This window comes from uncultured Pseudacidovorax sp. (assembly GCF_913773995.1).
GTDB lineage: Bacteria > Pseudomonadota > Gammaproteobacteria > Burkholderiales > Burkholderiaceae_C > Xenophilus.
Map to the genome: position 1 here is coordinate 47655 of NZ_CAJYES010000011.1, position 22874 is coordinate 70528.

Genomic DNA, 22874 nt, shown 5'->3' on the forward strand with positions numbered 1-22874 from the left:
AGGATGAGCGCCATGCCCAACCTGGAAACCCGCACCACCGTCGAGAACGGCCTGATGTTCATGCGTGACGTGGCCGTGACCATGTCGGATGGCGTGACGCTGCGCGCCAACGTCTTCCGCCCCGAGGCGCCCGGTCGCTACCCCGTGGTGATGGCCATGGGCGCCTATGGCAAGGACGTGCATTTCGAAGACGCCTTCAACCCGCAGTGGCAGGTGCTCAAGCGCATCTACCCCGGCCTGGACGCCGAAGGCAGCACGGGCCGCTACCTGCGCTGGGAAGTGGTCGATCCGGAGCGGTGGGTTCCCGAGGGCTTCGTCGTCATCCAGGTCGACTCGCGCGGCACCGGCCGCTCCGAAGGTTACCTGGACCCCTTCGGACCGGTGGAGACGCGCGACTTCTACGAGTGGATCGAATGGGCCGGCACGCAGCCCTGGAGCAACGGCAAGGTCGGGCTCATCGGCGTGTCGTACCTGGCCATCAAGCAGTGGCAGGTGGCGGCCCTGCGCCCGCCGCACCTGGCGGCCATCGTGCCGTGGGAAGGCTCCAGTGAGTTCTACCGCGACGGCGGCCACCACGGCGGCATCCTGAGCAACAGCTTCACCTTCGAATGGTGGCCGCGCCAGGTGCTGGCCAACCAGTACGGCAGCGGCAAGAGCACACACCGCGACCGCCTCACGGGCGAACGCACCACCGGCCCGGCGCTGTCCGATGAACTGCTGCAAGGCGCCCGGGCCGACCATCCCAACGACCGCCTCTCGCACCCGCTGGACGACGCCTGGAACCGTGCCCGCGCGGCCAACCTGCCGGCCATCGAGGTGCCGCTGCTGTCGGCCGCCAACTGGGGCGGCCCGGGCATGCACCTGCGTGGCAACTTCGAAGGCTGGCAGCGCGCGGGCTCGCGGCAGAAATGGCTCTTCGCGCACATCGGCACGCACTACGAAAGCTTCTACCTGCCGCACTACGTGGCCATCCAGCAGCGCTTCTTCAAGCACTTCCTGGCGGGCGAGGACAACGGCTGGGACCGCGAGCCGCCGGTGCAGCTGGCCATCCGTCAGGCCGATGGCTCGGCCGTCATGCGCACCGAGCAGGAATGGCCGCTCGCCCGCACCGCCTGGACGGCCTTCCATCTGGATGCCGCCTCTGGCGCGCTCGGCGATGCGCCGCCGAAGGAAGCAGCCCAGGCCTCCTTCGAGGCCCTGGGAGAAGGGCTGAGTTTTTCGACGGCGTCCTTCGCGCAGGACACCGAGTTCACCGGCCCGGCCGTGCTGCGGCTGTGGGTGTCCTCCAGCACCACGGACGCCGACCTGTTCGTCGTATTGCGGGTCTTCGATCCCGACGGGCAGGAGGTCAGCTACGTGGGCGCGCACGAGCGCGTGCCCATGGCCATGGGCTGGCTTCGCGCCTCGCATCGCAAGCTGGACGAAGCACGCAGCCTTCCGTGGCGGCCCTGGCACAGCCACGACGAGGTGCGCAAGCTCGTGCCCGGCGAGGCCTATCCGGTGGAGGTGGAGATCTGGCCCACCTGCCTGGTCTTTCCCAAGGGCTGGCGTCTGGTGCTCACCGTGCAGGGCCACGATTTCATCGTCACCCCGCCCGGTCGCATGCGCCACGACCATCCCGAGGACCGGCCTGCTGAGGAATTCGGGGGTGTCACCACCCTCCACACCGGTGGCGATCGCCCGGGCCAGTTGCTCATGCCGCTCATCCCGGCCCGAACCTGAGCCGCGTGTGCGGCATGAACGCCGCAGCCCTGGAAAATGCCAAGTGGAAATGTTTTCCTTTTTGGTTAGGCTGCGGCGATGCTTCGATCGTCCATCTTCACCCAGCCGGTCGTGCCGGCTCGTCATCTCCTGCTCGCGGCGCTGGCCGTCGTGCTTGCCGCGCCCGTCGCGGCCCAGACACAAGACCCGGAGCGGCCGGTGCTGCCCGAGCAGCGCGCGCCTCGGGCCTTTGTCGCACCCGCACAGCTCACGCCGCTGGGCGAACGCCGTGCCGTCTTCACTGCCGTGCATGCACTCAGCGGCCAGGAGCTGTGGATCACCGACGGCACGCCTGGCGGCACGCGCCTGGTCAAGGACATCCTTCCGGGCTTCCGCGGTGCCTATCCCTCCAGCCTGATGCCATACCGGGGCCGCATCTATTTCGCCGCGACCGACGGTGAGCACGGGGTGCAGCTTTGGCGCACCGATGGCACCGAGCGCGGCACGGTGGTCGTCACCCAACTGCCCGGCGCGCCCGGGAGCGATGGCGCCTTGCCGGCCGAGCTGACGGTCTTCAAGGACGCGCTCTATTTCGTCGCCAAGGAGCCGGAGGGCGGCTTCCAGCTCTGGAAGACGCAGGGCACGGCCCAGAGCACGGTGCGCGTCGCCGCCATCGCGCCGGGGCCACGGGCGCTGGTGCGGCAGCTCACCGTGGCGGGCGACCGGCTCTTCTTCACCGCCAACACCGCCGAGCATGGCCATGAACTCTGGGTGACCGACGGCAGTGCCAAGGGCACCCGGCTCGTGAAGGATGTCAGAGCCGGGCCCGAGGACGGCGGCATCGCGCGCCTGACGGCCGTAGGGCGGCAGCTGTACTTCACGGCCAACGACGGCCAGCACGGCACCGAGTTGTGGACGAGCGATGGCACGGCCGCAGGCACGCGCCTGGTGAAGGATGTCCGAGCCGGCGACGCCGCGTCGCAACCGCGGCACCTGACGGCGATGAAGGGCGCGCTGTACTTCGCGGCCGACGACGGGCGCCATGGCATCGAGCTGTGGCGCAGTGACGGCACCGCCGAAGCCACGCGCATGGTCAAGGACATCCAGCCCGGGCCGCGCGGCAGCCTGTCGAGCCCGATGGCCGTGATGAACGGGCGGCTCTACTTCGCGGCCACCGATGGCGAATCCGGGGCCGAGCTGTGGACCTCGGACGGCTTGGAGGCCGGCACGCGGCGCGTGGCCGACATTGCCACCGGCGCATCGAGCGCCACGCCCTCGCGCTTCGAGGTGGCGGCGGGCCGGCTGTGGTTTTCGGCCGGCGATGCCACGCATGGCGTGGAGCCCTGGTCCACCGACGGCACGGCCGCCGGCACGCGCCGCATGGCCGACGTGGTGCCCGGTGCGGCGCATTCGATGCCGGTCGGCTTCACGGCAGTCGGCGATGCCGTCCTGTTCACCGCCGACGATGGCCATGGCAACGAGCGCCTGTGGCGCATCGACCGCGCCGGCCGGCTCAGCCTGCTGGGCGATCCGCTGCAGCAGCGACTGCGCTGAACAGGCGGCTAGCTGCCGCTGGACGCATAGCGGCGCAGGCCCAGGCGCCACACGCCGAACGCGAGTCCCAGAAAGACAAAGCCCGCCAGGGGCGAGACGGCACCCACCCAGGCGGGCGCGCCCAGCGGATCGGCGCGGCCGAGCACCCACAGCGCGGGGTAGTAGGCCACGCAGGCCAGCGGCACGCCGAAGGTGAGCAGGCGCCTGAACCACCGCGCGTACAGCGCCATGGGGTACTGCCCGGCCTCCACGCCGCCATAGGTGAACACGTTGGCGATCTCCAGGCTTTCCACCGTCCAGAAGGCGAGCGCGCCCTGCAGCACCAGGATGCCCAGGAACAGCGCCACGCCGCCCGCGACCGCGAACACGGCCACTGCGATGGCGGCCGGCGTCCAGTCGATGCCCGCCTGCACGCTGCCGAAGGCCAGCACCAGCCCGGCCTGCAGCAGCCGGCCCAGTCGGCTCAGCCGCAGGTCGTGCCCCATCAGCTGCAGCGCCACCGGCCTCGGGCGCAGCAACAGCCGGTCGAACGCGCCGGTGCGCACCAGCTCGGTGCCCAGCACGTCGAAACCGCGGCCCAGCATGTCGGCCAGCGCGAACATGGCGTGCACCAGTCCGTAGAACAGCGCCACCTCGCCGAGACGCCAGCCCTGAAGGCTACCGAAGCGGTCGAACAGCGCCCAGATGGCGACGACCTCGATGCCCGTGGCCAGGAACTGGCCGGCGGTCAGCATCAGCGCCGATGCGGGATAGCGGGCCTGGCCCGCGATCGAAGCCGCGGCAAAGCGCAGGAACAAGCGGGCGTTGCCCATGGAACGGCTGCGTGCCATGGCCTTAGCCGCCCTGCACTTCCAGGCGCGCGAAGGCGGCCTGCAGCGCCCACCGGCCGGCGCCCGCCAGTGCCGCGATCCAGAAGAGCTGCAGCAGCAGTCCGCCAACCGCGTCCGCGCCCGCCCACTGCCCGAAGTAGATCCGCGCCGGGATGTCCAGCAGCCCCGCCAGCGGCTGCAGCAGCAGCCAGCGCTGCCAGCCGTCCGGCAGCAGCGCCAGCGGTACCAGGTTGCCCGACAGGAGGATCACCACGGGCAGCGCCAGCATGTTGATGCCGCGGGCATCGAGCGCTGCCACGGCGGCCACGTTGAGCAGCATCACCAGCGCCGCCGAGAGCAGCAGCGCCAGCACCATCGACACCCCGAAGGCCGCCCCGGCCGCGATGCTCGCGGGCGGGCGCCATGACCAGTCGCCCCAACCCGCCAGGGGCAGCAGCAGCGCCGCGAAGGCGGCCATCAGCGCCAGGCGCGGCAGCACCCGCGCCGCGATCCAGCCCGCGCTGCGGACGAACCACAGCCAGTAGGCATCCACCGGCCGCAGGCGGTCGTAGGCGACGGCACCGGTGCGCACCGCCTGCGCCACCTCGGGGTCGCCCGCCCACGGCAGCAAGGCCAGCAGCCCCTGCGCGAGCCAGGTGTAGGTGACCGCCTGCGTAAGCGGCATGGGCGCCGCGCCGGCTGCGTAGAAGGCCGCCAGCACCATGACCTTGATGCCGCCCCACCAGCACTGGGTGGCAAAGCCGGCAAAGGCCGCGGTGCGGTACTGCAGCATCTGCAGGAAGCGCGAGACGAAGGCCGCGCGGTAGGGCCGCAGCCAGCGGCCTCGCGCCGGCCGGGCTGCGAGTCCAGCCGGTACGGGCCGGCGGCCGCTCATGCCTCGGCCGCGCCGTGCAAGGCGTAGAAGCGGGCGATGACCTCTTCGATGGAGGGTGACTCGATGCGGATGTCCTCCACCGCGTGCGCGGCTGCGATGCGGGCGATCAGGTCGGCCGCGGGCGTCTGCTGCGGATCGAAGCGGAGCACCAGCGTGCGTCCCTCCCGCGTCGCGGCGGGCGTGCCGGCGAGTTCGGTTCCGTCCGGCGGCGTGCCGGCGAAGTCCACCACCAGGCGGCGCTCGGCCAGCACCTGCCGCCGCAGCGCCTCCACCGGGCTGTCGGCCAGCACGCGGCCATGGCCGACGATGATGACCCGCTGGGCCAGTGCCTCGATGTCGTGCATGTCGTGCGTGGTGAGCAGCACTGTCGTGCCGCGTTCGCGGTTGGCCTTGCGCACGAAGTCGCGCACCGCGAGCTTGGAGGGCGCATCGAGGCCGATGGTGGGCTCGTCGAGGAACAGGATGTCGGGCCGGTGCAGCAGCGCCGCGGCGATCTCGGCACGCATGCGCTGGCCGAGCGAGAGCTGGCGCACGGGTTGGCCGAGCACCCCCTCCAGGTTGAGCAGCGCCACGAGTTCGTCGCGCGTGCGGCGGTAGTCGGCCGCGTCCACCCGGTAGATGTCGCGCAGCAGGTCGAAGCCGTCTTCCACCGGCAGGTCCCACCACAGCTGGGTGCGCTGCCCGAACACCACCCCGATGCGGCCCACATGCGCTTCGCGCTCGGCAAAGGGATCGCGGCCGTCGATGGTGATGCGTCCGCCATCGGGCCGAAGGATGCCGGCGAGCAGCTTGACCGTGGTGGACTTGCCGGCGCCATTGGGCCCGATGAGCCCCAGCAATTCGCCGCGCTGCAGCGAGAAGGAGACGCCAGCGAGCGCCTCGACCGTCCGGTAGCGCCGCCGCCAGAGGCCGCGCAGCGCCCCGCGCAGGCCCGGATCGCGTTCGGCGATGCGGTAGACCTTGGTGAGGCGGTCGACGTGGATGTGGGCAGTCATGGGAGCGGCGTCCGCACGGCGCAGAGGCCTGCGATGCAGGGGGCTGCCGCCCGTGGGGGCGCGATGCTATCCGATGACCTTCGGCCTTTGGGACCATGGAATGCGGCCACCGCAATCAACAACAGATAAAGTACGTACAGTTATTGCCTGGCAAAAATAATGTATGTACATTAAGCTGTATGGAAATCGAGTTCGACGCCACAAAGGATGAGTAGAACACCGCCAAGCATGGCGTGTCGCTGGCGCTGGCGGAAGAACTGGATTGGGCTGAGGTTCTGTGCCACCCCGACACCCGCCGGGACTATCGCGAACTGCGCGAAGTCGGCTTCGGGCTCATCGGCGAACGGCTCCATGTGGTGGTATTTGTTCAACGCGGCAACGTGATGCGCATCATCAGTTTGCGCAGGGCCAACAACCGGGAAGCGAGGCGCTATGCAGAAGTATCTGACGACTAAAGGGGGCAAGAAGATCTTGCTCAACACGCCGGTGGAAGATGCCGCGGTCGATGCGGGTATCAAGGCGGATCCGGACACGCTGGAGGTCACCGAGGGCATGGCTGCACAGATGCGACCCTTTCGTCGCGCAGGCCGGCCGCCGCTCGAGAGTCCAAAAGAGCCCGTCACGATGCGTGTGGATGCCGATGTGCTTGCCGCCATCAAGGCCACGGGACGCGGCTGGCAGACGCGGGTGAATTCGTTGCTGCGTGAGGCGGTGCAGCAGGGAAGGTTTGGCGGGCTGCAGCGATGACCCCCTTGCACGGCTGCTCAGCCCCGGGATGCTCGAGTCGCGCGTGATGCCGCATTCGAGCGCCCAAAGGCATGCCCGAGGGCAGTGGCTGGCTTGGACAATTTGCCCAGTTCCCACTCAGACATGCCGCCATGTCCAATCGCCGACATGGAATGGGTTCCCGTCGGCTTCATCACTCTGAAGGCGCTCGTCTTCGTCGCCACCATGTTCTTCGCCATCAAGTGGCATTACGAACAGGGTCAGGGCCTGAGCAGACGCGCGCTGTTGCTCACGGCCGGCAAGGTGACGGCCATCTTCATCCTGGTGCTCGCGGCCGTGCTGCTCCTCACCTTCGGTGTGGCCCAAGCGCTCGGCATGGAATTGACGTTGCCTTGAGGCAGTAAAGGCCGCAGTCGTGACCCGACGCGGCCCTTACCAGGGCACCCGCGGAACTGGCTTTGCCAGGCCGCTGGGTGCGCCCCCTCGAAGGGGGGAGGCGGAGCGCGAAGCGCGCAGCCTGGGGGTGGGTCAATACACCACGATCTTCCCCGTAGGCCGTGGGCTGTAGCAGTCGTTGTAGAAGTACTCGCCCTTCTGCGTGAAGGTGTAGTTGGCCGACTGCCCCGGTGCCAGGCGGAAGTTGAACGCCCCTTCGAAGAACTGCGTGGCGCAGTGCGTGTTGGGGTTGTCGGCCGGGTTGGTGAAGGTCACCGTGGTGTTGGCCGGCACACGCATCCAGGTGGGCGTCATCGCATTCACCGCCGTCGATTCGGTGGTGCCCGGCGCGTTGGTGGCGGTCTGCACACGGCCCAGGAACACCGTGTTGGGCGTGGGCAGTGCGGTGCCTTCTACCGGCGAGCCGGAGACGGGCCGTCGTACTTCGGGCGGCTTGGGCGTGGGTGCGGGGGCCACCGTGCCACCGACCTTGAAGGCCCACAAATAGTCGCCGCGCGGCGCCGAGTTGCCGTACGGGATGCTGGTGCCGCCGGCATACACCGCGATGTACTGCTCGCCGTCGATCTCGTAGGCGATGGGGCTGGCGCTGATGCCCGAGCCGGTCTGGAAGCGCCACAGCTCGCTGCCGTCCTGCGCGTCCAGGGCCAGCAGGTTGCCGTCGGGCTGACCGATGAACAGCAGGTTCGAGGCCGTGCTCAGGATGCCGTTGCCATGGGCCAGCGAGTACGGCATCGGCTTCTTCCACTTGACCAGGTTGGTGCTCGGGTCGACCGCCACCACGGCGCCGGTCTGGTACTCGCCCGGCGGCCGCAGGCCGTTGCTGGCTTCGGTGAGCGAATGGGCCGCGGCCACGTAGCCCATGCCGGTGTAGACCAGCCCGGTGCGGGGGCTGAAGGACTGGTGGTTCCAGTTGGCGCCACCGCCATGGCCAGGAATGGTGAGCACCGGCACGTCCCAGTGCGGGTCGAACAGGCAGCCCGTCACGTAGTTGGGCACGGCCCGGTTCGGGTCGCCCGGGATCGCAGTGCCCAGCGCCTGATTGACCATGCAGGTCTCGGTCCAGGCGCCCTGGCGCGGGAAGGGCTGTGTGGGCGACGTGGCCTGCCGGGCGTCCTGCTTGACCGGGATCTCGTCGATGCCCAGCGGCGCGCTGCCGTCGCGGCGGTCGAGGATGTAGTACATGCCCGTCTTGCTGCCATAGATGACGACCTTGCGGTCGGCACCGTTGATCTTCACGTCGGCCAGCACGGGCGACATGACGTTGTCCATGTCCCAGATGTCGTGGTGCACCGACTGGAAGTGCCATTTGTATGCGCCCGTGTCCATGTCCAGCGCCACGATGGAGTTGGCGAAGAGGTTCTGCCCCGGTCGCGTCGAGCCGTTCTGCGACGAGCCGCCGCGCACGTTGCCGAAGGTCCAATACACGGTCTTGAGGGCCGGGTCCACCGCCGGGTGGATCCAGGGCGTGGCGCCGGTGCGGTCGCTGTCGGGTGCACCGCCCCAGGTGTCGTAGCCCATCTCGCCAGCGCGGGGCACGCCCCAGAAGGCATTGAGCACCTTGCCCGTGGCCGCGTCGGCCGTGAAGGCGGCGCCGCGGTTGCCGTCGTTGGTGCCGATGAAGAGGCGCTTGTCGTGGTAGACCAGCGCCACTTTTTGCACCGCGCCCAGGAAGGCCGCATCGGACGACGAGGTGGGGTACTGCTTGACGTAGACGACCTTGCCCGTGTTCTTGTCGAGGGCCACCAGGCGGTTGCCGCCGCCGATGGTGAAGACCAGGCCCAGGTCCTTGGCCACCGCGGCGCCGCGGCGGGTGATGGCGCCGTAGGGCGTCGTCCACTTCCATTTGGTGGCGCCGGTCTTGCCGTCGACCGCGATCAGGTTGCCCTGGGCCGACTCGATGTACAGCACGCCGTCCACGGCCACCGTGGTGCTCTGGCTGTTGCCGCTCACGACGCCGCCTTCGACGCGGTTGACCCAGGCGCCGCCGAGCTGGCCGACGCGGCTCTTGTCGATGGCGCCCAGGCGCGTGTAGTTCTGGTTGCCGAGGTTGCCGCCCACCTTCGGGAAGTCCTTGTCGCCGGCAGTGCAGCAGTCGGACAAGGCGGCGGCCGGGGCTGGCGCGGGCTGTGGGGCGGGTGTTGGCGATGGGGACGGCGCCGGGGTGGGCGCGGGCACGATGGGCAGCACGCCGCCGTTGTTCGAGTCGCCGCCGCAGCCGGCAAGCAGAAGGGGTGAGCCGATGACGCCGGCGGAAAGCAGCACCGTCGCCAGGTGGGTGAGTCTCATGACGTTGTCTCCGAAGAATGCGTGAGGCAGAACGAGGCGCGGCCGGCAGGTGCTGGCCGCGCGGGACCGGTCAGGGCGTGGTGCAGAAGGGCGTCAGGCCCATGGCCGACTTCACGCCCTGCACGATCAGCTTCTGGAAGAACTCCGAGCCCACGCCGGAGTAGTTCTCGGCGAAGGAGTCGCCGTTGTGGCCCAGCGAGGTGACCCAGGCGCGGCCGCCGTCGTAGTACTGGCACCAGGCCACGGGATGGAAGCCTTCATGGCCCGGATGCGGCGCGGCCGTCAAGGGCTTGAGCGTGGAGGTGTCCACAGTCGCGAGGAACTTCACGTTCGTCGGAAAGGGCTCGAGGTTGTACCACTCGTCCTGGAAGGAGAAGCGCTTGGGCAGGTCCTTGGTGGAGGGATCATCGGCCACGATCAGGACGTCGCCGGCGCGGTTGGGGCCGTGGTTGTAGAAGTTGGCATTGCCCAGCAGGCCTTCGTAGTAGGGCCAGGTGTACTCGGCGCCGAAGGCGTTGTGCAGACCCACGAAGCCGCCGCCACGCCGCATGTAGTTGCGCAGCGCGGTGCGGGCCGCGTCCTTGCTGGTGGTGACCGCGTCGTTCCACAGCGTGTCGCGGTTCGGGCTGGCGAAGATCACCGCCTTGTAGTTGTTGATGCGGCCGGACAGGATCGACACGTCCTCCGTCCAGTCGGCGGTGATGCCCTCGGCCTTGAGCATGCGGATGAGGCCGATCTGCATGAGGTTGTCGGGGTTGAGCGTCGGATTCAGGCCCGCGGCCATCGGTGTGCCCAGGTTGGCATGGCGCGGACCGGCGGTACGCGAATAGATCAGCACGCGGTCGGGCGTCGAGGCGAAGGCGCCCCAGTCGTGATAGCACTTGGGATTGGTGCCACGGCACACGTTGTAGTAGGTGTCGAAGCTGTCGTCCTTGGGCTCGGTGGGCGCCGGGTCGGTGGGGGCGGTGGTCGTCGGCGGTGTCGTGGCGGGCGGGGTGTTGTTGCCGGCGGCTCGGTTGCTCGCCGAGGTCGCGGCGACCAGTGCCGCAGCGGCTGCGTTGTCGTTGCCGCCGTTGCCGCCGCCACAGGCGGCGAGCGCCAGGCCGAGGCACGCCGCCATGGCGGCGCGCAAGAGGTGGGTCTGGAAGAGGATCAAGGTGGTCTCCTGAGTGTGGTGAGAAGAAAGGCCGGGGCGTGCGCGGGCGCACCCGGCCGGGGCGCATCGGCGCCCGGGTGGCGAACTCGGCGGATCGGAAAAAGGACGCGACGACCGGCCCGCGCCTCAGGCGCGGCGCTTGGGTCTGCGAAGGGAGGACGCGCCGCGCGCACGCGGCGCGCCGGACACATGGATGGCGGGGGGGTTAGGGTCCGTCGTACGAAGGCGCAGGCGCCCTCGACGCGGCCATCTGGCTGCGTTCACGCATGTCTCCTGTTCTCTTGATGCTTCCCGGCTTTTTCTGCATCGTAATCAAACAGGAAAAGTTTTCCAAGAAAAAATGTTGTTCCGATTTGAAGCTCGGTCACTGCTTGGCGCTGGCAGCGAATGGATGCGATGCTTGCGCACGGCGCAGGCGCACGTACCTGGCACGCGCATCGCGCGGCGCAGTGAATGCATCAGGGAGGGGCGACATCGATCGATGCCGCAGCCGTGCGCACGCAAGCGACCAGCAGGAGCAGAGGAGCGACGAAAGGGCGCGGAGCCGCGCGGAAGCGCAGGGAATACGGTCCGCGTGCGCCTTGCCTGCCGCGGGCCGGTGGCTCAGGCCCGGCGGCGGAACAGCGGCGAGGCGCCGCTGGCGCGTGAGACGTCCTGTGCGGTCTCCAGCAGCGCAGGACCCAGCTCTTCCATGCGCTGCGGCGTCAGGCGCACGGCCGGCCCAGCGATGGTGATGACGCCGATGGCCTTGGTGTCCGGCCCGGCCACGGCCGCAGCCATGGCCGTCATGCCGGGTGCGAACACCTCGTTGATCATGCTGAAGCCCCGCTGGCGCGCGGCCTTCACATAGGTCATCACGGCCTTGATCGAGGTGGGCGCCTTGGGGCCGAAGTCCTTAGGGCTGCCCAGCCCGCGCCGCGCCACGATGGCCAGCGCCTCGTCGTCGCTCAGCGTCGAGAGCCACGCATGGCCGGCCGCGCTGCACGACAGCTCCACCGACAGGCCCATGTCCGGGTCATAGCGCAGGCCGCGCGTGGCGCCTTGCGCCTTGGCGACGAAGGTCAGCTCCTCGCCATCGACCACGGCCAGCCGCACCAGCTCGCCCGAGGTCTGGGCCAGCCGCTCCAGCAGCGGCTGCGCCACGTCCACGACGCCGGAGCGGCTGAGGAAGGCCAGGCCCAGGGCGGCCAGCTTGATGGTGATCTGGTAGTGGCCGTCGCGCTCGTCCTGGCGCACATGGCCGCAACGCACCAGATCCGACAGGATGCGATGGGTGGCCGACAGCGGCAACTGCAGCTCGCTCGCGAGCACCGACAGCGCGCAACCCTGAGGGTGGTCGGCAAGGTATTCGAGCACCTTGAAGCTGCGTTCCATCACACCACTCATGTTTCGACTCCCGGCCGACACAGGTCGGCGATTTCTTGGACGGGCGCCACTGTACCAAAGCACCGAATAGATTTTCATTGTGGAAATTCTTTCCACATGTGCTTATGATCGCGCCGCCTGGCGGGTCCGAATGGCCGGCCACCGTCCAACCCTCATGGAGACAACCTTGAAGAAATTCGTCCGAGCCTTTGTCGCCGCGGGCCTCGCCGCCGCGTTCGCCCTGCCTGTCCTGGCCCAGCAGGAGCGCACCATCCGCTTCGGCCACCTCAACAACCCCGACCATCCCGTGAGCTTCGGCGTCAAGCGCTTCGCCGAACTGCTGTCTGCCAAGAGTGGCGGCAAGATGAAGGTGCAGGAGTACCCGTCCAACCAGCTGGGCAACGAGATGCAGCAGCAGGCCGCGCTGCAGGGCGGCGTGCAGCAGATGTCGGCGCCGGCCACCACCTCGCTCGCCGGCATCGTCAAGGAGTTCGGCCTGGTCGACTTCCCCTTCTCGGTGGCCACCTTCGAGCAGGCAGACGCCCTGCTGGACGGTCCGCTGGGTCAGGCGCTGATCGCCAAGCTGCCCGAGAAGGGTCTGGTGGCGCTGGGCTATTGGGACCTGGGCTTCCGTAACGTGACCAACAGCCGCCAGCCCATCACCAAGCCGGAAGACCTGGAGGGCCTGAAGATCCGCGTGATCCCGAACCCGGTGTTCTTGGACACCTTCAAGGCCTTCAAGGCCAACCCCGTGCCCATGCCTTTCGCCGAGCTCTACGGCGCCCTCGAGTCCAAGGCCGTGGACGGCCAGGAAAACCCCTTCTCGGTGATCCTGTCCAACAAGTTCTATGAGGTGCAGAAGTTCGTCAGCGCCACCAACCATGTGTACGCCGCCAACATCGTGCTGGTGAGCAAGAAGTTCTGGGACCAGCTCACGCCCCAGGAGCAGAAGTGGATGCGTGAGGCTGCCGACGAGTCGCGCGCCTACCAGCGGCAGGTCAGCCGCGCCGCTGCGCAAAAGGCACTGGGCGAGCTGCAAGCCAAGGGCGCGCAGTTCAACGAGCTCGCTGCCGACCAGCAGGCCCGCATGCGCCAGATCGCCCAGCCGGTGATCGACAAGTTCGCCGCGCAGTACGACCCCGCGATGGTCAAGCTCTACAAGGACGAGCTGGCCCGCATCCGCAAGCAGTGATTTCCGCAACCCGCATGAGCGCTTCCATGAACATCCTCGTCCTGCACGGACCCAACCTCAACCTGTTCGGCCGCCGCGAGCCGCACATCTACGGCACCACCACGCTGGCGGAGATCAATGCGCGCATCGCCGCCCTGGCGGAAGAGCTGGGCGTGCAGGTCCACACGCTGCAGTCCAACCACGAAGGCGCGTTGATCGACTTCCTGCACGAGCACATCGACAGCGCCGACGGCGCGCTGGTCAACCCTGCCGGCCTGACGCAGCATGGCGTGCCGCTGCACGATGCGATCAAGGCCATGCCCTTCCCGGTGCTGGAAGTGCACATGTCCAACATTGCCGCCCGCGAGAGCTGGCGCGCGCATTCCATCATCTCGCCCGCCGTGCGCGGCACGATCCAGGGCCTGGGTCCGCAGTCCTACCTGGCGGCGCTGCGCGGGCTGGTCGAGATCGTGCGCGAGGCCCGGCGCTGACGCCCGGCCTCCACAGGAGCGCGCCCGCTGCGGCGCGCCCCGGGAGATCCTCATCATGAATCGCTGGATCGACCGCGCGTGTCGTGCGGTGGAGAACCTGGTTGCGCTCATGCTGGCCGTGATGGTCGTGCTCGTGTTCGGCAACGTCGTGCTGCGCTACGGCTTCAACTCGGGCATCCTGCTGTCCGAGGAAGTCTCGCGTTGGCTCTTCATCTGGATGACCTTCCTCGGCGCGCTGGTGGCGCTGCACGAGCGCGCCCACCTGGGCGTGGACATGGTCGTCGGCCGCCTGCCGCCCGCCGGCAAGAAGCTGTGCCTGCTGCTGAGTCAGCTGCTGATGCTCTACATGCTGTGGCTGCTTCTGCAGGGCAGCATCGCGCAGACGCGCATCAACTGGGACGTGGAGGCGCCGGTCACCGGCCTGTCCATGGCCATCGTCTACAGCGTGGGCATCGTGTTCGCCATCGGCGGCGGGCTGCTGCTGCTGATCGACCTGGGGCGTCTGCTCACTGGCCGCCTGCGTGACGACGAGCTCGTCGCCGTGCAGGAGTCGGAAGAGGCCGCGGCGCTGGCGCAGGTGCTCGGCCAGGCCCAGGCATCGCAGGCGGATCGGAACCCACATTCCTCGGAGGGCCGGCCATGACGCTGACCGTGTTCATCGGATCGCTGCTGCTGGCCATGGCCATCGGCATGCCGATCTCCTTCGCGCTGCTGGCCAGCGGTGTCGCCCTGATGTGGCAGCTGGACCTGTTCGACGCGCAGATCCTCACGCAGAACCTCATCGGCGGCGCCGACAGCTTTCCGCTGCTGGCCGTGCCCTTCTTCATGCTGGCCGGCGAGATCATGAACGTGGGCGGCCTGTCCAAGCGCATCGTCAACCTGGCGCTGGCGTTGGTGGGCCATGTGCGCGGCGGTCTGGGCTACGTGACCATCATGGCCGGGTGCCTGCTGTCGGCCCTGTCGGGCTCGGCCGTGGCCGACGCGGCAGCGCTGACGGCGCTGCTGCTGCCGATGATGACGGCGGCTGGCCACGACAAGGCGCGCGCAGGCGGGCTGATCGCAGCCACCGGCATCATCGGTCCGGTGATCCCGCCCAGCATCGGGCTGGTGATCTTCGGCGTGGCGGCCAACGTGTCGATCTCCAAGCTCTTCCTCGCGGCCATCGCGCCGGGGCTGATGATCGGCGGCGCGCTGTGGATCACCTGGGCCTGGGTGGTGCGGCGCGAGAGGGTCGAGCCGCCGCCGCGCAAGAGCCGCCGTGAGATCCTGGCGGCCGCGCGCGAGGCCGGCTGGGCGCTGCTGCTGCCGGTGATCATCCTGGTGGGCCTGCGCATGGGTGTGTTCACACCGACCGAGGCGGCGGTCGTGGCCGCGGTGTACGCCTTTGCCGTGGCGACCTTCGTCTATCGCGAGCTGAACTTCTGGCAACTGCGCGACGTGTTCGTGGCGGCGGCCAAGACCAGTGCGGTGGTGATGTTCCTGATCGCGGCGGCCATGGTCAGCGCCTGGCTCATCACCGTGGCCGATCTGCCTTCGAAGGTGGTGGGTCTGCTGGAGCCTTTCATGGGCAACAAGGTGCTGCTGATGATCGGCATCATGGTGCTGGTGATGGTGGTCGGCACCGCGCTGGACATGACGCCGACCATCCTGATCCTCACGCCGGTGCTGATGCCGGTGGTGATCAAGGCGGGCATCGACCCGGTCTACTTCGGCGTGATGTTCATCATCAACAACTCCATCGGCCTGATCACGCCGCCGGTGGGCGTGGTGCTGAACGTGGTGGCGGGCGTGGGGCGCATGAAGATGGACGAGGTCACGCGCGGTGTGCTGCCCTTCATGGCGGCGGAGTTCGCCATCATGTTCGTGATGGTGCTGTTCCCGTCGCTGGTGACGGTGCCGGCACGCTGGTTCGGCGGCTAGCGTCGGTTGGCCGGCCGGTCCACTCAGTCCAGGATCGCGCGGCGCACGTCTTCCTGCAGGCTGCGCAGGTGCGCGCGCATGGCCTCGCGTGCGCGGTCCGCGTCGCGGCTGCGCAACGCCTCCAGGATGCGGCCATGCTCGTCATGGTTCTCGCGCTGGCGGTGCAGCGGGCTGTGCAGGCGGAAGAGCCGCGCATTGACCCGCAGCTCCTCCACCAGGCGCGGGAACACAACGTTGCCGCTGGCCCCGGCCAGGAACAGGTGCAGCTTGTCGTCGAAATGCCAGTGGGCCGTCTCGTCGTGTTCCCCCTCATGCAGGGCACGCACTTCAGCCTCGAGCGCGTCGAGTTCCTCATCGGAGATGCGCGGCGCGGCCAGCGCGATAGCTTCGCCCTCGATCACCTCACGGGCGCGCATGCAGTCGAAATACTCCTTGGTCCCCAGGGCCCGCACCGCATATGAGCGCGCGTCGCGCCGCACCAGCAGGCCCTCGCCGGCCAGGCGCACCAGCGCCTCGCGCATGGGCGTTCGGGAGATGCCCAGCTCTTCGGCCAGCCGGCCTTCCTGCAGCGGGCTGCCACCCGAGATCTTGCGGTCGAGGATGAGCGTGCGAAGCCGGTCGTAGGCCTGCTCGGCCAGGCTGGTCGAGCGCACCTCGAGCGGCGCGATCGTGATGGTGGCCGGCTGGGCGGGGCTGGGCAGGGTGGGCATGCGGAACGGCGTGGCGCGAAGGGCAAAAGCTTAGCAGGCCGACAGGTTCGCGAGCGGGGCGCCGCAGGCTGCGCCTGCGATGGATGCGCCCGTCGCAACGGTGGGGCGGGCACTCAGAGCCATTTTTCCAGCGGATTGCCGTCGCGGGGCGCGCGTGGCCGCAGGCAGGGCAGGAAGAGCCCCGAGCCCGGGGCCGCATCGAAGCGGCCGTCGTGCCACACGAGCCGGCCACGGGAGACCGTGGTCGCGGGCCAAGCCCGCAGCTTCATGCCTTCGTAGGGCGTGTAGTCGGCCGCATGGTGGAGCATGTCGTTGCGTATCGTGATCTCTTCGCCCGGCCCGAACTGGTCCCAGATCACGAGGTCGGCGTCGCCGCCGACCGCGATGGTGCCCTTGCGCGGGTACAGGCCATACAGGCGCGCTGGGTTGGTGGCGGTCAGTTCCACGAAGCGGTGGATGTCGATGCGCCCGGTCATCACGCCTTCGCTCATCAGCAGCGGCAGGCGCGTCTCCACGCCCGGGATGCCGTTGGGAATGCGGTCGAAGGAGGCATCGTCGCCGGCCACGCGCTTGCCGTCGGGCCCGTTCATGTTGAAGGGCGCGTGGTCGGACGAGACGATGGTGAACAGCCCGCTGGAAAGGCCGTTCCAGATGAACTGCTGGTTGGCCTTGTCGCGCGGCGGCGGGCTGCAGATGCAGCGGGCGCCGTGCATCGGGTCGTTCTCGTCGATGCCCAGGTCCTCGGCGCTGAGGAAGAGGTACTGCGGGCAGGTCTCGGCATGGATGGGCAGGCCGCGACCGCGGGCCCAGTGGATCTGCTCCACCGCCTCGCGGCCCGAGACATGGACGATCAGGATGGGCGTGTCGATCAGCTCGGCCAGCGCGATGGCGCGGTGCGTGGCCTCGCGCTCCACCGCCATGGGCCGCGAGGCGGCGTGGTAGCGCGGCGCGGTGAGGCCGGCGTCCAGCAGCTGTTCGGTGAGCCAGGCGATGCAGTCGCTGTTCTCCGCATGGATCATGGTCATCGCACCGTGGCGGCGGGCCGTGGCCAGGACCTCGATGATCTGGCGGTCGCCCAGCTTCAGGTCGTCGTAGGTCATGTAGATCTTGAAGGAGGTGTAGCCCTTCTCGATCAGCTGCGGCAGCTCGCGCTGCGTCACGTCCTTGGTGGCGTCGGCCACGATGAGGTGGAAGGCGTAGTCGATGCAGGCCTTGCCCTCGGCGCGGCGGTGGTAGTCGTCCACCGCGGCCTGGATGCTGTGGCCACGCTGCTGCAAGGCGAAGGGCAGCACGGTGGTCGTGCCGCCGCAGGCGGCGGAGCGTGTGCCGGTCTCGAAGTCGTCGGCGAACTTCGAACCGTCGCTGGTGGGCTGGTCGAAATGGCAGTGGCCGTCCACGCCGCCCGGCGTGACCAGGCGGCCGGCGGCGTCCAGCTCGCGCGTGGCGCTGCCTTCGAGGTCCTGCGCGATGGCGCTGATGCGGCCGTTCTTCACGCCGATGTCGGCGCTGTAGCGGTCGCCGACGGTGGCGATGTCCGCGTTGCGGACGATGAGGTCGTAGTGGGCCATGGTGGGGCGATGCAGGTCTGTGCTTCAGCGCTGCTCGAGCACGGCTTCGCCGGGCACCGGACCATGCGACTTGGATTCGGCACCGTGTCCGTAGGCGCGGCCGAAGTGGCGCTCGATGCGGCGCTGGATCAGGTCCCACGCCGTCGTCATGAGCAGGTAGTAGATGGCCGCGACGAGAAACAGCTCCAGCACCATGAACTTCTCCTGGATCAGCACCTGCGTGCGGCGCAGCAGCTCTTCCATGGAGATGACCGAGGTGACGGAGGTGGTCTTGAGCAGGCCGTTGATGCTGTTGCCCAGTGTCGGAATGATCAGCCGCATGGCCTGTGGCAGCACCACGTAGCGCATGGTCTGTGCGCCGGTGAAGCCCATCGCCCGCGCGGCATTGGTCTGACCGGCTGGGATGGACTGGATGCCGCCGCGCACGATCTCGGCCAGGTAGGCCGCCTCGTTGAGGATCAGGCCCAGCAGCGCCGACTCGATCACCGAGAGCTTCAGGCCCATCTGCGGCAGGCCGGTGTAGATGATGATGAGCTGCACCAGGAGTGGCGTGCCACGGAACACCCAGATGTAGAAGTGCGCCGGCGCCGAAAGCCAGCGGTGGCGCGACAGCCGCGCCAGTGCCAGGGCGCAGCCCACGAGCAGGCCACCGGCAATGGCGGCCAGCGTCAGCCACAGGGTCGTTACCGCACCCTGGAGGATGTAGGGGTTGAACAAGTAGTCGGCGAATCCCGACCAGCTCCAGCCTTGGCCCATGTGGCGTCCTTCGTGTCGCTTCGATGGCACCCCCGTCGGGGGTGCGTGTCAGGCCCGTCCCGGCGTGGGACGGGCACCCTGCCCTGTCAGGCGGCCGGTCCCTTGACGACCACGGTGCCGTCGATGGGCTTCACGCCGTACTGGTCGAACAGTTTCTGGAAGCTGCCGTCGGCCTTCATGTCGTTGAGCACCTTGGCCACGGCATTGGCCAGCTCCTTGTTCTTGGTGGCCAGCGCCACGGGCGTGGGGAACAGGCCCGACAGCACGCGGTCGAAGTCGCCGCGCTTCTGGTACTCGGCCCCCGTGGAGTCGATCGACAGCGCCACTTCGACCTGGCCTGCGCGCAGCGCCTGGAAGGCCATGGCGAAGTTCTCGAAGGTGCGGATGGTCATGCCCTTGAGGCCCTTGTCGGTGAGCTGCTTGTCCAGCTCGCGCGCCTTGCGCTCCTCGAAGCCGCCGATCTCCACGCCGATGGTCTTGCCCGACAGGTCTTCGGGCTTGGCGATCTTCAGCGGGTTGCCCTTGGCGGTGCTGATGCTGATGGCCTGGTCCTCGTACTGGAGCATCTGCATCAGCTTGGCGCGCTCCTCAGTGTAGAAGATGCCGGTGTTGATCAGGTCCCAGCGGCCGGCCTGCAGGCCCGGGATCATGGCCGAGAACTCGATGCGCACGTACTCGGGCGTCAGGCACAGGCGCTTGGCGATGGCCTCGCCCAGCTCCACGCGCATGCCCTTGAGCGCGCCGCTCTGGTCCACGAACTGCATGGGCGGCAGCGTGGGGTTGACCGACATGGTCAGCGTGCCCTTCTTCACCAGCGCCGAATCGGGCACGGGCGACTTGCAGGTCTGGGCGGAAGCGAGGCCGGTGGCCAGCAGGGCCGCGGCGGCGACGGAGGCGAAGCGCAGTTTCATGGGAAGTCCTCGGGGGCAGGTCGAAGTGAAGGGAATGGGGAGATGGGGGAATGGCGGGCGGCGCTCAGGCCGCGATGGAGTCGAGCAGGCCGAGGCGGTCGAGTTCGGCGCGCAGGTCGGCCTGGTCCTCGGGCGGCAGCGGCAGTCGCGGCGCACGGGGCTGGCCCACGGGCAGGCCCATCATGGCCAGGCCGTCCTTGGATGCAGCGACATAGCGGTGGCCGCCGACCCAGCGCACGATGGGCAGGATCTTCTTGTAGAGCGCCAGGGCCGATTCCATGTCGCGCTCGTCGGCCACCAGCTCGAAGAGGCGGGCCGAGTCCTTCGGAATGAGGTTGGAGCACACGGCCACCCAGCCCTGTGCGCCCAGCCAGAAGGACTCGTAGCCCAGGATGCCGGCGAACACGGTCATGCGGTCACCGCACAGCTCGATGATGTCCCGCACCCGGGTCACTTCGAGCGTGGACTCCTTGATGTACTGGCAGGCGTCGATGTGCGACAGGCGTGCCACCAGTTCGGGCTTGAGGTCCACATTGGCCGTGGCCGGGTTGTTGTAGACCATGATGGGGATGTCGATGGCCTCGCCCACCTTGCGGTAGTGCGCGAACAGCTCGTCGTCGGTGGGCGTGCTGTAGAAGGGCGGAATGATCATGACGCCGTCCGCGCCCATGGTCTGCGCCTCGCGCGACAGGCGCACGCATTCGTCGGTCCACTCCGCGCCGGTGCCGATCAGCACGGGCACGCGTTTTGCTGCCGTGGACACGCAGGTCTCGATCACCAGATTGCGTTCCTCGGCATCCAGAGACAGGAATTCGCCAGTGCTGCCCAGCGGGATCAGCCCGTGGATCCCCTGCTCGATCTGCCAGTTCACCAGCTTCTTCAGGGCCGGCACGTCCACATGCTTGCCGTCGGCGGTGAGAGGGGTGATGAGCACCGTATAGGTGCCACGGAACGCTGTCATGCCCGGTCCTTGCTCGAAAAAGGGTCGCGATACGGTTGGTATACGTGCAGTATACGTATACGATATGTGAAATCAACACGATTTCGCAGCCGTTCTTTTTCGCGCCGATGACCGACCTTCGCCTTCGCCATCCCTCTGTCGCCACGGCCGGGCGCGCCATCCGCATCCATTACGACGGACAGTCGGTGGCCGCCATCGAAGGGGAAACGGTGGCGGCCGCGCTCACTGCGGCAGGCCATGTGGCGCTACGCCATACCCGCAGCGGCGAGCGCCGGGGGCTCTATTGCGGCATGGGCGCCTGCCAGGACTGCCTGGTCACCATCGACGGCAGGGCCAGCCAGCGGGCCTGCCTGGCCAAGGTCGAGGACGGCCAGGACATCCGTTCGCAGATGCCGGCCGGCACGCTGGACGATCCCCTTCAGCCCTTGACGCCCGCCGCCGACGCGGCACCCGAGGAGCGCACGGTCGACGTGCTTGTCGTCGGCGCGGGCCCGGCTGGCCTGGCCGCCGCGCGCACGGCCGCGCGCACCGGACTCTCGGTGCTGGTGCTGGACGAGAGACCGCAGGCCGGCGGCCAGTACTTCAAGCCGCTGGCGCCCTCGCACCGCAGCGACGCCCCGCTGGACCGGCAGTTCGCCCAGGGCGAGACCTTGCGCCGGGAGGCCGAGGCGGCCGGCGTCCGCTTCGAACAGGGCGCCCACGTCTGGGCGGCGTTCTCGGCCCAGGAAGTCGGCGCCCTCATCGACGGCCGGGCGACCGTGGTCCGCTGCCGCCAGCTGGTGATCGCCCCGGGCGCCTACGAGCGGCCCGTGCCCTTTCCGGGTTGGACGCTGCCCGGCGTGATGACGACCGGCGCCGCGCAAACCCTGGCCCGCGCCTATCGCGTCGCGCCGGGCGAGCGGGTGCTCGTCGCCGGCAACGGTCCGCTCAATCTGCAGCTGGCAGTGGAACTGCTGCAAGGCGGCGCCAAGGTGCTGGCCGTGGTGGAGTCCGCGCTGGCGCCTTCCGCCGCGCAGATCAAGCCCGCCCTGGCGGCCCTGCGTGCGGCGCCCGACCTGGTCTGGCAGGGCGCCCGCTGCCTGCGCCTGCTGCGCCGTGCCGGCGTACCTGTGCTGTGGGGTCGGCATGTGGTCGCGGCCGAGGGCGAGCAGCGTGTGCGCCGCGTGGTGATCGCCGAGCATGCCGCGCCGACGCAGACCACCGCCTTCGACGTGGACACGCTGTGCCTGGGCTACGGCTTCATCCCGTCGACGGAGCTGGCCCGCATGCTGGGCTGCGCGCACCATGCGGCTGGCCGGCACCTGGGCCATCTCGCCACGACGACGGCCGAGGACGGCGCCACGTCCATCCCTGGCGTCTACGTGGTGGGCGACGGCGCCGACCTGGGCGGCGCGCGGATGGCGCTGGCCCGCGGCACGCTGGCTGGCGCCGCAGCGGCGCGTGCCCTCGGACGCAAGGGTGCGCCTGAGGCAAGCACCCTTGCCGACCTGCATCGCGCCGAGGCCTTCCAGCGCGCGCTGTGGACGCTCTACCAGGCACCGCCGATTTCGCTGGCCGCCGTGCCCGACGACACCGTGCTGTGCCGCTGCGAAGAGATCCGCTTCGGCGACGTGCGCGCGCAGATCCGCGCTGGCCGCGACTCGCTGGCCGCGATCAAGCGCAACACGCGGCTCGGCATGGGCCGCTGCCAGGGCCGCTACTGCGCCGTCACCGCAGCCAGACTGGTGACCGAGATGACCGGCCGCGCCGTGGCACCCGAGCAGTACCTGGCCCCGCGTCCGCCGGCCAAGCCGGTGCCAGCCGGTGCATTGGGCTTCGAGAAGCCCGAATGGGGCGGCCACAAGCCGGCCATCACGCCCAACCTGGCCCGGCCCGTCGATACCGCACCGCTGCCCGACATGCAGGCCGATGTGGTGGTCATCGGTGCCGGCGTGCTCGGTTCCTCGCTTGCCTACTATCTGTCGCAGGCGGGCCAGGATGTGCTGGTGCTCGACCGCGACGAACTCAACCTCCAGGCCTCGGGCGCCAACGCCGGCAGCCTGCATGTGCAGCTGCTCAGCTTCGACTTCGGCGCCAAGGCGCAGGCCGGTGGTGGGCCCGCCGCTGCCACGCTGCCGCTGGGGCCACTGTCCGTGCGGCTGTGGCAGGAGATCGAGCAGGACTGCGGCGAGGACCTGGAGATCAAGATCACCGGCGGCCTGATGGTGGCGGACAGCGAAGCCGGCATGCGCTTCATCGAGGCCAAGGCCGCGCTGGAGCGCCAGCACGGCATCGAGGCGCATGTGATCGACGGCAACGAACTGCGGCGGCTCTCCCCTGCCCTGTCCGAGGGCCTGCTGGGCGCGGAGCTGTGCCCCATGGAAGGCAAGATCAACCCGCTGCGCGCCACCTATGCGCTGGCCGCCCGGGCCCAGACGCACGGCGCGCGCTTCGTGCGCGGCTG

The 22874-nt window shown here is 68.9% G+C and carries 20 protein-coding genes and 1 pseudogene; 10 read left to right on the forward strand and 11 right to left on the reverse strand.

The window, feature by feature from the left end:
- Positions 1-12 precede the first annotated feature (12 nt).
- Both QZ772_RS01035 and QZ772_RS01040 read left to right on the forward strand, forming a co-directional pair.
- Positions 13-1722, forward strand: coding sequence for a CocE/NonD family hydrolase (locus QZ772_RS01035; protein ID WP_295522173.1), 1710 nt, complete (start codon positions 13-15; stop codon positions 1720-1722).
- Positions 1723-1800: 78 nt separating this feature from the next.
- Positions 1801-3255 (forward strand): ELWxxDGT repeat protein, encoded by a 1455-nt coding sequence (locus tag QZ772_RS01040; RefSeq protein ID WP_295522175.1) that lies wholly within the window; start codon positions 1801-1803, stop codon positions 3253-3255.
- Positions 3256-3263: 8 nt separating this feature from the next.
- On the opposite strand, the gene QZ772_RS01045 is transcribed toward QZ772_RS01040, so the two are convergent.
- The 3 genes from QZ772_RS01045 to QZ772_RS01055 are packed head-to-tail and all read right to left on the reverse strand — an operon-like array spanning position 3264 to position 5954.
- Positions 3264-4067, reverse strand: a complete 804-nt coding sequence (locus tag QZ772_RS01045; protein WP_295522177.1) for an ABC-2 family transporter protein — start codon at positions 4065-4067, stop codon at positions 3264-3266.
- 22 nt (positions 4068-4089) lie between these two features.
- Complete coding sequence (locus tag QZ772_RS01050) at positions 4090-4959, reverse strand: ABC transporter permease (RefSeq protein WP_295522179.1); 870 nt, start codon at positions 4957-4959, stop codon at positions 4090-4092.
- Positions 4956-5954: an ATP-binding cassette domain-containing protein gene (locus QZ772_RS01055; RefSeq protein ID WP_295522180.1), complete on the reverse strand. Its 999-nt coding sequence runs from the start codon at positions 5952-5954 to the stop codon at positions 4956-4958. The genes QZ772_RS01050 and QZ772_RS01055 overlap by 4 nt, the downstream gene beginning before the upstream one ends.
- A 179-nt stretch (positions 5955-6133) precedes the next feature.
- Between QZ772_RS01055 and QZ772_RS01060 the strand changes: the two are divergent.
- The 3 genes and pseudogenes from QZ772_RS01060 (at position 6134) to QZ772_RS01070 (ending at position 7076) form a co-directional block, all read left to right on the forward strand.
- Positions 6134-6409 (forward strand): annotated as a pseudogene (locus tag QZ772_RS01060) (BrnT family toxin).
- A complete protein-coding gene (locus QZ772_RS01065; RefSeq protein WP_295522182.1) occupies positions 6387-6701 on the forward strand; it encodes a BrnA antitoxin family protein in 315 nt (104 codons plus the stop codon). Before QZ772_RS01060 ends, QZ772_RS01065 begins: the two are co-directional and overlap by 23 nt.
- A 147-nt stretch (positions 6702-6848) precedes the next feature.
- Positions 6849-7076 (forward strand): hypothetical protein, encoded by a 228-nt coding sequence (locus QZ772_RS01070; RefSeq protein ID WP_295522184.1) that lies wholly within the window; start codon positions 6849-6851, stop codon positions 7074-7076.
- Positions 7077-7208: 132 nt separating this feature from the next.
- On the opposite strand, the gene QZ772_RS01075 is transcribed toward QZ772_RS01070, so the two are convergent.
- The 3 genes from QZ772_RS01075 to QZ772_RS01085 all read right to left on the reverse strand — a co-directional run bounded on the left by QZ772_RS01075 (position 7209) and on the right by QZ772_RS01085 (position 11964).
- Positions 7209-9422: a PQQ-binding-like beta-propeller repeat protein gene (locus QZ772_RS01075; protein ID WP_295522186.1), complete on the reverse strand. Its 2214-nt coding sequence runs from the start codon at positions 9420-9422 to the stop codon at positions 7209-7211.
- A gap of 70 nt (positions 9423-9492) precedes the next feature.
- Complete coding sequence (locus tag QZ772_RS01080; RefSeq protein WP_295522188.1) at positions 9493-10578, reverse strand: ThuA domain-containing protein; 1086 nt, start codon at positions 10576-10578, stop codon at positions 9493-9495.
- A gap of 603 nt (positions 10579-11181) precedes the next feature.
- Complete coding sequence (locus QZ772_RS01085) at positions 11182-11964, reverse strand: IclR family transcriptional regulator (protein WP_295522190.1); 783 nt, start codon at positions 11962-11964, stop codon at positions 11182-11184.
- 166 nt (positions 11965-12130) lie between these two features.
- On the opposite strand from QZ772_RS01085, the gene QZ772_RS01090 reads away from it, so the two are divergent.
- The 4 genes from QZ772_RS01090 to QZ772_RS01105 are packed head-to-tail and all read left to right on the forward strand — an operon-like array spanning position 12131 to position 15525.
- Entirely contained in the window at positions 12131-13135 is a 1005-nt protein-coding gene (locus QZ772_RS01090) for a TRAP transporter substrate-binding protein (RefSeq protein ID WP_295522193.1), read from the forward strand.
- A 26-nt stretch (positions 13136-13161) separates the two neighbouring features.
- Positions 13162-13605, forward strand: coding sequence for a type II 3-dehydroquinate dehydratase (locus tag QZ772_RS01095; RefSeq protein ID WP_114803217.1), 444 nt, complete (start codon positions 13162-13164; stop codon positions 13603-13605).
- A gap of 55 nt (positions 13606-13660) precedes the next feature.
- Positions 13661-14248 carry a TRAP transporter small permease gene (locus QZ772_RS01100; RefSeq protein WP_295522196.1) on the forward strand — a complete coding sequence of 196 codons (588 nt, stop codon included), beginning with the start codon at positions 13661-13663 and terminating at the stop codon, positions 14246-14248.
- Positions 14245-15525 carry a TRAP transporter large permease subunit gene (locus tag QZ772_RS01105; protein ID WP_295522198.1) on the forward strand — a complete coding sequence of 427 codons (1281 nt, stop codon included), beginning with the start codon at positions 14245-14247 and terminating at the stop codon, positions 15523-15525. The genes QZ772_RS01100 and QZ772_RS01105 overlap by 4 nt, the downstream gene beginning before the upstream one ends.
- A gap of 23 nt (positions 15526-15548) precedes the next feature.
- Here QZ772_RS01105 and QZ772_RS01110 read toward each other — a convergent pair whose 3' ends face one another.
- From QZ772_RS01110 to QZ772_RS01130, 5 genes are all read right to left on the reverse strand, one after another.
- Complete coding sequence (locus QZ772_RS01110; RefSeq protein WP_295522199.1) at positions 15549-16235, reverse strand: GntR family transcriptional regulator; 687 nt, start codon at positions 16233-16235, stop codon at positions 15549-15551.
- Positions 16236-16348: 113 nt separating this feature from the next.
- On the reverse strand, positions 16349-17803 hold the full coding sequence (hydA, locus tag QZ772_RS01115) for a dihydropyrimidinase (protein WP_295522202.1): 1455 nt from the start codon (positions 17801-17803) through the stop codon (positions 16349-16351).
- A gap of 24 nt (positions 17804-17827) precedes the next feature.
- Positions 17828-18559, reverse strand: coding sequence for an amino acid ABC transporter permease (locus QZ772_RS01120; protein WP_295522204.1), 732 nt, complete (start codon positions 18557-18559; stop codon positions 17828-17830).
- A gap of 86 nt (positions 18560-18645) precedes the next feature.
- On the reverse strand, positions 18646-19470 hold the full coding sequence (locus QZ772_RS01125; protein ID WP_295522206.1) for an ABC transporter substrate-binding protein: 825 nt from the start codon (positions 19468-19470) through the stop codon (positions 18646-18648).
- A gap of 64 nt (positions 19471-19534) precedes the next feature.
- Entirely contained in the window at positions 19535-20431 is an 897-nt protein-coding gene (locus QZ772_RS01130) for a dihydrodipicolinate synthase family protein (RefSeq protein ID WP_295522208.1), read from the reverse strand.
- 107 nt (positions 20432-20538) lie between these two features.
- Here QZ772_RS01130 and QZ772_RS01135 point away from each other — a divergent pair.
- On the forward strand, positions 20539-22874 hold a 2336-nt coding region (locus tag QZ772_RS01135; RefSeq protein WP_295522210.1), incomplete at its 3' end, for an FAD-dependent oxidoreductase.